The sequence below is a fragment of the Bradyrhizobium sp. SHOUNA76 genome, from assembly GCF_023006445.1.
GTDB lineage: Bacteria > Pseudomonadota > Alphaproteobacteria > Rhizobiales > Xanthobacteraceae > Bradyrhizobium.
Genome location: NZ_JALBHA010000169.1, coordinates 1 through 11,659 on the forward strand (window position 1 = coordinate 1; position 11,659 = coordinate 11,659).

General features: G+C 63.8%; 10 protein-coding genes and 2 tRNA genes. 8 read left to right on the top strand and 4 right to left on the bottom strand.

Features of this window, described 5'->3' with window-relative positions; translation table 11 throughout:
• From MOV74_RS18730 to lepB, 5 genes are all read left to right on the top strand, one after another.
• On the top strand, positions 1–654 hold a 654-nt coding region (locus MOV74_RS18730), incomplete at its 5' end, for a LysR family transcriptional regulator (RefSeq protein ID WP_246925417.1).
• Between the two features lie 187 nt (positions 655–841).
• A tRNA-OTHER gene (locus MOV74_RS18735) sits at positions 842–911 on the top strand.
• Between the two features lie 6 nt (positions 912–917).
• Positions 918–981: transfer RNA gene (locus tag MOV74_RS18740), tRNA-His, on the top strand.
• Between the two features lie 335 nt (positions 982–1,316).
• Positions 1,317–2,468 (top strand): slipin family protein, encoded by a 1,152-nt coding sequence (locus MOV74_RS18745; RefSeq protein WP_246925420.1) that lies wholly within the window; start codon positions 1,317–1,319, stop codon positions 2,466–2,468.
• A gap of 157 nt (positions 2,469–2,625) precedes the next feature.
• On the top strand, positions 2,626–3,372 hold the full coding sequence (lepB, locus tag MOV74_RS18750; RefSeq protein ID WP_246925424.1) for a signal peptidase I: 747 nt from the start codon (positions 2,626–2,628) through the stop codon (positions 3,370–3,372).
• A 144-nt stretch (positions 3,373–3,516) separates the two neighbouring features.
• On the opposite strand, the gene groL is transcribed toward lepB, so the two are convergent.
• Positions 3,517–5,157 (bottom strand): chaperonin GroEL, encoded by a 1,641-nt coding sequence (gene groL / locus MOV74_RS18755; RefSeq protein WP_246925426.1) that lies wholly within the window; start codon positions 5,155–5,157, stop codon positions 3,517–3,519.
• A gap of 44 nt (positions 5,158–5,201) precedes the next feature.
• The gene (locus tag MOV74_RS18760) at positions 5,202–5,516 is read right to left on the bottom strand and encodes a co-chaperone GroES (protein WP_008139213.1); all 315 of its coding nucleotides are present in this window, start codon (positions 5,514–5,516) and stop codon (positions 5,202–5,204) included.
• Positions 5,517–5,892: 376 nt separating this feature from the next.
• On the opposite strand from MOV74_RS18760, the gene MOV74_RS18765 reads away from it, so the two are divergent.
• Positions 5,893–6,180, top strand: coding sequence for an usg protein (locus MOV74_RS18765; protein ID WP_246925428.1), 288 nt, complete (start codon positions 5,893–5,895; stop codon positions 6,178–6,180).
• A gap of 186 nt (positions 6,181–6,366) precedes the next feature.
• Here the strand turns inward: MOV74_RS18765 and MOV74_RS18770 are convergent, their stop codons facing one another.
• Complete coding sequence (locus tag MOV74_RS18770; RefSeq protein WP_246925430.1) at positions 6,367–8,496, bottom strand: tetratricopeptide repeat protein; 2,130 nt, start codon at positions 8,494–8,496, stop codon at positions 6,367–6,369.
• A gap of 206 nt (positions 8,497–8,702) precedes the next feature.
• Between MOV74_RS18770 and MOV74_RS18775 the strand changes: the two genes are divergently transcribed.
• Positions 8,703–9,230: a cupin domain-containing protein gene (locus tag MOV74_RS18775; RefSeq protein ID WP_246925432.1), complete on the top strand. Its 528-nt coding sequence runs from the start codon at positions 8,703–8,705 to the stop codon at positions 9,228–9,230.
• A 210-nt stretch (positions 9,231–9,440) separates the two neighbouring features.
• On the opposite strand, the gene MOV74_RS18780 is transcribed toward MOV74_RS18775, so the two are convergent.
• Positions 9,441–10,691 (bottom strand): NupC/NupG family nucleoside CNT transporter, encoded by a 1,251-nt coding sequence (locus MOV74_RS18780; protein WP_246925434.1) that lies wholly within the window; start codon positions 10,689–10,691, stop codon positions 9,441–9,443.
• Between the two features lie 170 nt (positions 10,692–10,861).
• Between MOV74_RS18780 and MOV74_RS18785 the strand changes: the two genes are divergently transcribed.
• Positions 10,862–11,659, top strand: a 798-nt coding sequence (locus tag MOV74_RS18785; protein ID WP_246925436.1) for an MFS transporter, incomplete at its 3' end; no start/stop codon positions are given.

Below are 11,659 nucleotides of genomic sequence, written 5' to 3' on the forward strand. Positions count from 1 at the left end.
CATTGCGAGGCAGTGCTCGAGCATGTCGGCGCGATGGCCGCCCATGTCGCGGCGATCGACCGCATCAAGGAGAGCCAGCCCGGGCCGGTCGGCCGCCTCCGCATCGCCTCGACCAATGCGGTTGCCGAAGAATTGCTGGCGCCGCGCGCGAGCGCGTTCCTGCGCGATCATCCCGGCCTGACCCTGCAATTCCTCACCTCCAGCGGCAACGTCAAATTCTCGCGCTGGCAGGCCGACCTCGCCATTCGCCTGCGCAAGCCGGAGAGGGGCGACTTCACCATCTCCAAGCTCGGCGATGTCAGGCTGTATTTCTTCGAGCCCGCAGATCGCTCCGGTGACCCGGTCGCCTGCGTCTATCCGGACGAGCTCGACACCATTCCCGAAGCACAGTTCCTGCGGGCGAAGCGTCTGAAGAACGTCCACTGCATCACCGACAATGTCCGTATCATCAAGACCATGATCCAGTCGCATCAGGCCGTCGGCGTGCTGCCCGAGCACAGCTGCGAAGGCTTGCTCGCCGACCGCGGCCTGCGCGCCACGCTGCTGCCGAAGCGGCGCGACGTCTGGCTGCTCGTGCAAAATCATCTCAAGCGCGACGCCGCAACACGCGTGACGATCGACTGGGTGCGGGCCTGCTTCACGCCGCGTCCTTGACGCCGCGTCGCGTGTGATCATCGCGTCACAGTGCGCGATGCGCGACAAAAAATCTTCGAGCACCCTCTTGCAACCCGAAGGTCCTTCGTTTATTAGCCCGCTCCTTCGCTAGGCCATGGGTTCGGGCTCTCTGAGATCCCGACTGGCGCGGGCCGGTCTCCGGTTTCGTGTTCCGCCGAATGAAGATGCAGGATGTAGCTCATGGAGAGCGTCGGGGTGACCCGAAGGCATCGGTTCGATTCCGGTCTCTTGTACCAACCAAGGGATAGCTCAGTGGTAGAGCAGATGACTGTGAATCATCGTGACGCGGGTTCGAATCCCGCTCCAGCGCTCCGATTCAGCCTGAAAAGCTGATTCCTCTGACGAGGACCGGACGCGCGCTTCAGTCGCCGTCCGGTCGTTTTGCCCAAAAGGCTTCCGTCCGAACAACGACACTGTGAGACCGGCTCTGCGCCGCGGGTAGATACCGCTTGCGCTGACGCCGGGTGGCTCCGCATGACCGCTCGACACGCGTCGAGCGGACGCGCGCGTGCGCCCGTCGTCATGCAAGCTCAAGCCTCGGCCCGCCGCTTTTTCAGGAAGCGTCGTCCGCGTCCTCACGTCCTTTGCAAACGAAACATGTCGTCCGGCATCCGGCCGGGCGCAAACGATGGAGGCGAGCCATGAGCTGGCAGTTGCTGATGTTGAACGTGACGGTGAAGGATGGCGAGCGTGCGCTGCTCACGCGCAACGGGCAGCTCGTGCGCGTGCTCGCGCCCGGCAAGCACCGGCTGTTCGATCCCCTGCACGAGCTGAAGGCCGAGGTGCTCGACGTGGTCCGCAGCGAATTCCCTGCGGATCGTTATGCGGTGCTGAAGGCCGCGCGGCCTGATCTCGCCGCCGAGCTGTTCGAGGCGGTCGAGACCAAGGCGGACGAGGTCGCAATCGTCAGCCTCGACGGCCGGCCCGTGCATCTGATGACGCCCTGGCAGGTGCGCGTCTACTGGAAGGTAGCGACCCGCATCGATGTCGAGCGCATCGATGTGTCCAGCGATCCCCGTGTAGGCGCGCGGCATCTGACCATGATCGAGCGCAACCGCTCGATGGTGACGTCGGAGACGGTGGTCGAGAACCACGAGGCGGGCCTGCTGTATGTCGAGGGCCGGCTCACCGAGCGGCTCGCGCCCGGTCGGCACGCCTTCTGGACCGTCGGCCGCAAGATCGAGGTGAAGCGCCTCGATCTGCGGCCCCAGGCGGTCGAGATCACCGCGCAGGAGATGCTGACCAAGGATCGCATCGCCCTGCGGGTGACGCTGACGGCGTTCCGCCGGGTGGTCGATCCCGAGCGGACGGTCGCGACCGTGCCCGACGTGGATGCGTGGCTGTACCGCCTGGTGCAGTTCGCGATCCGCGAGGCGGTTGCCGGCCGGACGCTGGACGAGGTGCTGTCCGCGAAGGCGGCGCTGGATGCGGAGCTGCGCGACTATGTGCGGGCACGCGTCGCAGAGTCCGGCGTGGAGGTGACCGAGCTCGGCGTCAAGGACGTGATCCTGCCCGGCGAGATCCGGGAGCTGGTGAACAAGGTGGTGGAGGCGGAGCGGGTCGCGAAGGCGAACCTGATCCGCCGGCAGGAGGAGACCGCGGCGACGCGTTCGCTCCTGAACACCGCCCGCCTGATGGAGGAGAACCCCCTGCTGCTGCGGCTCAAGGAGCTGGAGTCGCTGGAGCGGCTGGTCGAGAAGGTCGGCCGCATCGATCTCCATGCCGGCAACGGCGAGGGCCTCGATGCCCTGCTGACCCGGCTCGTGCGCCTGAAGGCGCCCGAGAGCGCTTGAAACCGGAGGGCCGCCTATGGGCGGCCCTTCACATGTCCGTTGTCATCGCTTTGCCGTGAACGCGTCACGGTGCCTGTGCTACCAAAATCACGGAGCCGGGATTGCACGCGCGCGAAGGTTGCGTAATCTCGCGACGAGACTTGACCAGGGCGAGTGCATGACCACACTTTCGGAAACGATCCGGCCGTCGCGGGCGCAATCGCGGGAATGGAAGGCGATCCTCGTCCTGATTCTGCTGGTCCCGGTGCTGTGGTCGCCGCTGATCCTGTTTCGCTTCGTCCTGTACCAGCCGTTCAGCATCCCCTCTGGGTCGATGGCGCCGACGCTGATGGTCGGCGACTACGTCTTCGCCGCGAAATACGCCTATGGCTACGGCCGCTATTCCCTACCTTTCGCGCCGCCCTGGATCTCAGGCCGCGTCTTTGCCGCCGAGCCGGAATATGGCGACATCGTCGTGTTCCGGACGGCGAAGGACAGTTCGGTCGACTACGTCAAGCGCGTGGTCGGGCTGCCCGGCGACCGCATCCAGATGCGGCAGGGCCAGCTCATCCTCAACGACCGTCCGGTGACGCGCGCCGCGCTCGAGTACGGGCTTGCCGACAACGCCTGCGGTGTGGATGGCGGCGTCAAGGTCAAGCGCTGGCGCGAGACGCTGCCGAATGGCGCGTCCTATGTCACCAACGATTGCGTCGACAACGGTTTCCTCGACAATACCAGCGTCTTCACGGTGCCGCCGGGCCACTTCTTCGTACTCGGCGACAACCGCGACAATTCCACCGACAGCCGCATGTCTACGTTCGGTTTCGTGCCGATGGACAATCTCGTCGGCAAGGTGACGCGGATCTTCTGGTCGCTCGACGAAGACGGCGAGCCGCACATCGAGCGGCTGGGGAAGGTGAGGTGAGTTTTTGCTCCGGGCGGCGTGTACGGCCGGATTGCACGGCGCTCCATCCGCGCGCTCCGGAATGACGAGCGGAGATAGAACGCCCACAAAACAAAAACCCCGGCATCGCTGCCGGGGTTTCGTAGTTCTTGAGATGGCCGGACCTTAGAAGTCCATGCCGCCCATGCCGCCGCCCGGGGGCATTGCCGGACCGGCGCCACCCTTCTTGGGCAGCTCGGCGACCATGGCTTCCGTGGTGATCAGCAACGCCGCAACCGAGGCTGCGTTCTGGATCGCGGTACGGACCACCTTGGTCGGGTCGATGATGCCCTTGGTGACGAGATTGACGTACTCGCCGGTCTGGGAGTCGAAGCCGTAAGCGTAGGTCTTGTTCTCCAGGATCTTGCCGACGATCACCGAGCCGTCTTCACCGGCGTTGATGGCGATCTGGCGAGCGGGAGCCGACAGCGCCTTGCGCACGATCTCGACGCCGGTCTTCTGGTCGTCGTTCTTGGTGCGCAGGCCCTTGAGCTGCTCGGAGGCACGGAGCAGGGCGACGCCGCCGCCCGGGACGATGCCTTCTTCCACAGCCGCGCGGGTCGCATGCATCGCGTCATCAACGCGATCCTTGCGCTCCTTCACCTCGACCTCGGTCGCGCCGCCGACGCGGATCACCGCGACGCCGCCGGCGAGCTTGGCCAGACGCTCCTGGAGCTTCTCACGGTCGTAGTCCGAGGTGGTTTCCTCGATCTGCGCCTTGATCTGGGCCACGCGCGCCTCGATGTCGGCCTTCTTGCCGGCGCCGTTGACGATCGTGGTGTTCTCCTTGTCGATCATCACCTTCTTGGCGCGACCGAGCATGTTGAGCGTGACGTTCTCGAGCTTGATGCCGAGATCTTCCGAGATCGCCTGGCCGCCGGTCAGGATCGCGATGTCCTGCAGCATGGCCTTGCGACGATCGCCGAAGCCCGGAGCCTTGACGGCTGCGACCTTGAGGCCGCCGCGCAGGCGGTTCACGACCAGGGTCGCGAGCGCTTCACCTTCGACGTCCTCGGCGACGATGACCAGCGGCTTGCCGGTCTGCACCACGGCCTCGAGCAGCGGCAGCAGCTCGTTCAGCGAGGAGAGCTTCTTCTCGTTGATGAGGATGTAGGCGTCGTCCATTTCAACGCGCATCTTGTCGGCGTTGGTGACGAAGTAGGGCGAGATGTAGCCGCGGTCGAACTGCATGCCCTCGACGACGTCGAGCTCGGTCTCGAGCGACTTGGCTTCCTCGACGGTGATGACACCCTCGTTGCCGACCTTCTTCATGGCGTCGGAGAGGAACTTGCCGATTTCCACATCGCCGTTCGCCGAGATGGTGCCGACCTGGGCGATCTCGTCGTTCGAGGTGACCTTCTTGGAGTTCTTGACGAGATCCGCAACGACGGCTTCGACCGCGAGGTCGATACCGCGCTTGAGGTCCATCGGGTTCATGCCGGCGGCAACCGACTTGGCGCCTTCGCGCACGATCGCCTGGGCCAGCACGGTGGCGGTGGTGGTGCCGTCGCCGGCCGCGTCAGCGGACTTGGAGGCGACTTCGCGCACCATCTGCGCGCCCATGTTCTCGAACTTGTCCTCGAGCTCGATCTCCTTGGCGACGGTGACGCCGTCCTTGGTGATGCGGGGGGCGCCGAACGACTTGTCGAGCACGACGTTGCGGCCCTTCGGACCGAGCGTGACCTTCACCGCGTTGGCGAGAATGTCGACGCCGCGCAGCATCTTGTCGCGCGCTTCAACCGAGAATTTGACTTCTTTGGCTGCCATGTGGATTTTTCCTTAGGTGTTTGACAGGAGGGAGAGAGGGGCTGTTAGGCCGCCTTCTTCTTGGAAGCGGGGACGTCGAGGACGCCCATTATGTCGCTTTCCTTCATGATCAGCAGGTCGACGTTGTCGATCTTGACCTCGGTGCCGGACCACTTGCCGAACAGCACGCGGTCGCCGACCTTCAGGTCGATCGGGATCAGCTTGCCGGCTTCGTCGCGGCCACCGGGGCCGACGGCGACGACTTCACCCTGAGAGGGCTTTTCCTTGGCAGTGTCGGGAATGATGATGCCGCCTGCGGTCTTCTCTTCTGCGTCGATGCGCTTGACCACGACGCGGTCGTGAAGCGGACGGAATTTCATGCAGTCCTCCTAAGCAATTGCTTGGGTTGAGGTTTTGAGATTGTTAGCAATCAGTGCCTGCGAGTGCTAGCACACGCGAGCTGAAATAGGGCAGGAATTTTGCGGGGGCAAGGGCTTCTAGCAGAAAAATCAGCACCCGGAAGCGCGGACTGCCAGAATCTCTTTTCCATCGTTAACCGAGGCCGCCCCGTATTAGCACGGTGCCGCATCTGCTGCTAACGCATTGAATTTCAACAGCTTGTTAAACTTTTGGGCTTGAGATGTATTGTCAGTTTGCGTCACATTTCTCTCATGTGAGCGCATCAGTACCGGGTGGCTCGTAAGGCGCACACCGACCAAGCCGCCCCTTGAATGCGCTCCTGCAAAGGAGGTTGGCATGGGCTTGCCGAGTGGGGGCGTTTCCGAGGATTTCCGGAAACAGATGCTGGGTTACGGGCTGACGACGGCACAAATTCTCTATCGGATGCCGGATCATCCCTCGCTGCTACAGACCTACGTCTGGCAGAACTACGACATGTTTCCGAAATTCCCGGCGCTGAAGGATTTCCTGGCGTTCTGGCAGGAGAAGCTCGACGGCCCCCTTCATTCGGTCACCGTCGCGCACTCAAAGCTGATCAAGCCGGCCGAGCTGCGCGCCGTGGATGGCGTGTTCCGGCTGCATTGAGGCGGACACCGGTCTCGTAGGGTGGGCAAAGGCGCGCGCTTGCGAGCCGTGCCCACCATCTCTCCCCGATTGCATCCGGCATGGTGGGCACGCTCCGCTTTGCCCACCCTACGATATCTGCGTTGGAACTGCGCAGGATGGATTAGCATCGGCTGCGCGAATCGCTGTCCGCCCACGAACACGCAATCAAGCGCCGCCGTTGCAATAGCGCTTCCACATCGCGCGATAGGCCTCGTCCACCGCTCGCGCATATGAGACAGGGTTGCCGGCGGCTGCGGAGTCGATCCGTCCAGGCAGGTCGCGGCGCAAGCGATCGAGTTCACCGACCTCAGCTGCATGGCAAACAGCGATTTCGATATACCCCTCATCGCTATCCGTGACCCAGTGCGGCAGGCCAAGCGCGGTGAGGATGGAGCCGGCAGCACGGCTGGGCAGGCTGTTGCCGAGTTTCGCCACCACCGGCACGCCCATCTGCAAGGCTTCCCAGGTGCTGACGCCGCCATTCTGCGGGAACGGGTCAAGGCAGATATCGACGCGATTGAACGATGCCAGATGTTCGCCCCGCAAGGTGGCTCCGAGCAGATCGATACGTTCGGCCGGCAATCCGCAAGCCGCAAACCGCGCCAGCAGATTGTCGCGGACCAGCTGGTCGTCCAGCGCAACATCCTTGATCAGCAGGCGCGAGCCCGGCACTCGCTCGAGAATCCTGGACCAGACTTCCGCTGCCTCGTCCGAAATCTTGCTGATGCGGTTGAAGACGCCGAATGTGACGAAGCCGTTCGAGGTCGCCGGGGTCGGCGCCCGCTCAATCCCGGCCGGCAGTGGCGTCAGCGTCACAAAGCACGGCAGGTCGACAACAGTTTCCGCAAACAGATGCCGGACCGCGAAAGGAATCGCGACCGGGTCCGAGAACAGATAGTCGATCGTCGGCAGTCCGGTGCCAGTGCCGTGGCCCCAGCCATGGACCTGGATCGGCGCTGGCTTGCGCGCAAACACGCTGAGCCGGTTTCCTCTGGTATGGCCGGACAGATCGATCAGGATGTCGACGCCATCGGCCCGGATCTCGGCGGCGAGACGCTCGTCGGTCCATTGCGAGGCGTCGCGCCAGCGGTCAGCAATCCCTTGAAATTCGCTGGTCGTCGTGTCCACTTTTGACGAACAAGAGTAGCAAACGATCTCGAATTGCGCCGGGTTATGGTGTTGCAGCACCGGCTTGAAAATGAACGCAGCCGAATGCGCGTTGAAGTCCGACGAGACATAGCCAAGCACGAGGCGGCGATCCGGATCGCGGCTGTTGTCATGCGGTTCGGCCGCCTCCGAGGCGATCTTCGCGCCGACACGCTCCCACCATACCTGCCGCGCCTGCTGGTGCCGTTCGACGGTGGCGTCCCCCACAAAATCGAGCGTGAATATCTTGTTGGAGATCGCGCTCTGGAGGTCAGGCTGGATGTCGAGGGCTCTGTCGAAGCTGGCGAGGGCTTCGTCGACCCGGCCAAGCCCGGCGAGGCAAAGGCCCAGCACCAGGTGAGCTTGAATGGAATCGGGAGCGATCGCGAGGGCCTGCTCGCAATCGTGCGACGCCTGGGCAATTTGCTGAATCTGGAGCAGGACACTGGCCCGCGCGAGCCACCCGTTCGCGTCGTCGGGTGCCAGCGCGATGGCCCGATTGCCATCTGCCAGAGCTTCGTCGAATCGCTGAAGTTCCCGCAATGCAACCGCGCGGTTCGCCAGTGCCGCGGCGTAGTCAGGCTTGATCGATAGCGCGCGGTCGAGGCTTGCGAGCGCCCCGTCATAGTTGCGCAGACGGCTGAGCGCCCAACCCCGGCCGTTATGGGCTTCAGCAAGGTTTGCGTCGAGTGCGAGCGCCTTGTCGTAGCTGTGGAGCGCCTCCTGGTGAAGTTCGAGGGCCACGGTCGCGTTGCCGAGATTGGAGAGGGTTACGGCGTGGTTGGGCCGCAAGGCGAGGGCCTTGCGATAGCTCGCGCAGGCCTCGCCGTGACGCCGTAGTCCGTTGAGCGCGACGCCGAGGCTCATATGAGCATCGGCCGACCGCGGATCGACGGCAACTGCCCGGCTCAGCAGAATTTCCGCCTGCTGATAGTTCTTGGCATCGGCCTCCAACACGCCAAGCATATGCAGCGCGATGAATTGGTTCGGGGCGAGCTGCAGGAGTTGGCGATAGGCGGCCTGAGCCTCCGGCAAAAGCCCCATCTTGTGCAACTGGAGTGCATGCCCGAGCAATGGCAGCATTTCGGCTTTCTGTCGTTTCTGAAGCCGGGCATTTTGAAATGCACGCTGACCTACGCTGCTTCCCATGAATCAATTCCCCAGGATCTCCCGACGAGATTAATTCAGCGTGAGAACGAATACGAGACGACGTCGGCTCGCCACGACAGCCTGGGACAAGCTACGATTGGATCTTCGACTGACCAGCCCGCAATTGCTGCCTCGTCCAAGACTGGATAATCTGCCTTCGGGTCGTACCCGTCCGGCGGGCGCGACTGAGATCAGGGAGGCAGACAATGGCCAAGCAAAAGGCATCAAGACCCGCAACGAAGACTGCAATGAAGAAGCGCAGCGGAGCAAAGGCGGCGGCGCGATCGTCGGCGCGCAAAGCGGTGAAGGCGAAGGCCCGCATTGTGACCCCGAAAAAGCCCGCGCGCCCCAGACAACGCATCGCTATCAGCCATCACCGCGAGGAAGACTTCAAGGCCGACGGCCTGCGCGCCTACGCCAAGTATCGCGACCTCGGCATTGCCGCAGCGTCCCATGGTCTCGCGCAAGCGCATGTGATCCGCCTGCAAGGCCCCTGCAATCCGGCCGAGGTCTCGAAGCTGCACTTTCACGACGTCGAATTCCAGATGGTCTACGTGCTCAAGGGCTGGGTGAAGACCTACATGGACGGGCAGGGCGAGACGCTGATGAAAGAAGGCAGCGCCTGGACCCAGCCGCCGAAGATCAAGCACATGATCCTGGACTATTCCGACGACGTCGAGCTGCTGGAGGTGATCCTGCCTGCGGAGTTCAGAACAGTGGAGTTGAAGGCGTAGGCCACTGTCTCTCTCCTCGTCATTGGGAGGAGCTCTTGCGACGAAGCAATCCAGACTATCTCCGCGGACACAGTTCTGGATTGCTTCGCTTCGCTCGCAATGACGATTCTCTTGTAGCCCGGATGAGCGCAGCGACATCCGGGACACCGCTGGCGACGAGGTAGAAGTCCCCGGATATCGCTGCGCTCATCCGGGCTACGAAGGCTCTTGTCAAGCCAACACCCCCACCACCGCCCCCATCAAACACGTCGTCAGCGTCCCCGACACGATCGACTTCAGTCCGAGCGCGTTGATCTCCTCGCGCCGCTCGGGCGCCATCACTCCCAGGCCGCCGATCATGATGCCGAGGCTGGCGAAATTGGCGAAGCCGCACATCGCATAGAGCATGATCAGGCGCGAGCGCGGATCGAGCGCGTCGCCCGGCAGCTTCGAGAAGTCGACATAGGCGATCAATTCGTTGAGTACCGTCTTGGTGCCCATCAAGCTGCCGGCGGTCACGGCCTGATCCCACGGCAGTCCCATCAGCCAGCACACCGGCGCCATCACGAGCCCAAGCAGGCGCTGCAACGAGATCGCGGCGCCGCCGATGTGTGGCAACAGGCCGAGGACGGCGTTGACGAGATAGACCAGCGCCACCAGCACCAGCAGCATTGCGACGATGTTGATCAGCAGCTCAATCCCCGCGCTGGTGCCCTTCACGATCGCATCCATCGTGCCGGAGACCTCCATCTCGGGGTCTTCCAACGTGCCGCCCGTGCGCGTGTCGGAGGTTTCAGGGACCATGATCAGGCTGACGAGGATCGCGGCCGGCGCGCCCAGCACGGATGCGATGACGAAATGCGCGGCGGCATCAGGGATGAGGGGAGCAAGGAACGTCGCATAGAGCACCAGCACCGTGCCTGCGATGCCCGCCATGCCGCCGGTCATCACCAGGAATAGCTCGCTGCGGGTCATCTGTTTCAGATAGGGCCGCACGAACAGCGGTGCCTCGACCATGCCGAGAAAGATGTTGGCTGCGGTCGACAGACCCACCGCGCCGCCGACGCCCAGCGTCCGCTCCAGCAGCCAGGCCATGCCGCGGACAACAGGCGGCAGCACGCGCCAGTAGAACAGCAGCGTCGTCAGCACGCTCATGACCAGCACGATCGGTAGCGCCTGGAACGCCAGGATAAAATCGGCGCCCGGCACCTTCAAATCGAAGGGCAAGGGGCCGCCGCCGATATAGCCGAACACGAAGGCGGAGCCGGCGCGCGAGGCCGCGGAGATCGCACCGACTGCCTCGTTGATGGCACCGAAGGCGCGCGCGACGATCGGTAGCTTCAGGAGCACGATCGCGGTGACGAAAGTGGCGAGGAGGCCGATCGCCGCCTGTCGCAGCGACACGGCACGCCGGTTCTCTGCGAGCGCGAAGGCGATCAACAGCAATGCGAAAATGCCGAGTGCCGATTGCAAGCGCAGCATGATGTCCCCAAACCCTCAATGATTATGGCCGCGCCTGTGCTGCAAAGGCAATGCCGGGAGATGCGGAAGGCGTCCCGCTGTTGACAAGCGGGCCCACCTCAGCCACGCGGGGTCCGTCGACATCAGGGGCGAGCGGTCCGAGGGTGACCCAAAAGACGATCAACGAGGCGATGCCAGAGCAGCCAATATCCGGACATCCGCCGGTCAGCGCCCGCGCGCTCCTCGCCCACCGCGCCTTCCTGTACTTCCTGCTTTCGCGCAGCCTGTCGCGCTTTTCCAGCCAGATCGCGGCGGTCGCGATCGGCTGGCAGATCTACGATCTCACCGGCTCGGCCTTCGCTCTCGGCATGGTCGGCCTGGTCCAGTTCCTGCCCACCGCGCTTCTGGTGTTTGTCGCCGGCCACGCCGCCGACCGTTATGAGCGCAAGCGCGTGGTCCAGCTCTGTCAGCTCGTGGAAGCGGCAACCGCGCTCTATCTCGCAACCATCACCTATCTCGGCGCGGTCGGCGAAGTTCAGATCTTCATCGCGACCTTCGTGCTCGGCATTGCCGGCGCGTTCGAGAGCCCGACCACGGCGGCGCTGCTGCCGTTGATCGCGCCGCAGGGATCGCTCCAGCGCGCTACCGCCGTCTCCAGCGGCGCGGCGCAGGTGGCGACTATCACCGGGCCGGCGCTCGGCGGCTTCGCCTATGCGGTCGCCCCGCATCTTGCCTATGCCATGATGGTGCTGTTCTGGATCTTCGGGATGATCCTGACCGGCTTCATCCGACCGCGCCCGCAGGCCATCGCCAAGGAGGGAACGGACGCGGATAACATCTTCGCCGGCGTTCGCTTCATCCGCAGTAATCCCGCAATCCTCGGCACCATCTCGCTCGACCTGTTCGCGGTGCTGTTCGGGGGCGTCATTGCGCTGTTGCCGATCTATGCCCGCGACATCCTCCAGACCGGCCCGGGCGGGCTCGGCGTG

Bases quoted from the DNA above. Each gene is read 5' to 3' on its own strand.
- MOV74_RS18765 (WP_246925428.1), top strand. From the start codon at position 5,893: ATGGGCTTGCCGAGTGGGGGCGTTTCCGAGGATTTCCGGAAACAGATG.
- groL (WP_246925426.1), bottom strand. From the start codon at position 5,157: ATGGCAGCCAAAGAAGTCAAATTCTCGGTTGAAGCGCGCGACAAGATG.
- MOV74_RS18775 (WP_246925432.1), top strand. From the start codon at position 8,703: ATGGCCAAGCAAAAGGCATCAAGACCCGCAACGAAGACTGCAATGAAG.
- lepB (WP_246925424.1), top strand. From the start codon at position 2,626: ATGACCACACTTTCGGAAACGATCCGGCCGTCGCGGGCGCAATCGCGG.
- MOV74_RS18760 (WP_008139213.1), bottom strand. From the start codon at position 5,516: ATGAAATTCCGTCCGCTTCACGACCGCGTCGTGGTCAAGCGCATCGAC.
- MOV74_RS18745 (WP_246925420.1), top strand. From the start codon at position 1,317: ATGAGCTGGCAGTTGCTGATGTTGAACGTGACGGTGAAGGATGGCGAG.
- MOV74_RS18770 (WP_246925430.1), bottom strand. From the start codon at position 8,496: ATGGGAAGCAGCGTAGGTCAGCGTGCATTTCAAAATGCCCGGCTTCAG.
- MOV74_RS18780 (WP_246925434.1), bottom strand. From the start codon at position 10,691: ATGCTGCGCTTGCAATCGGCACTCGGCATTTTCGCATTGCTGTTGATC.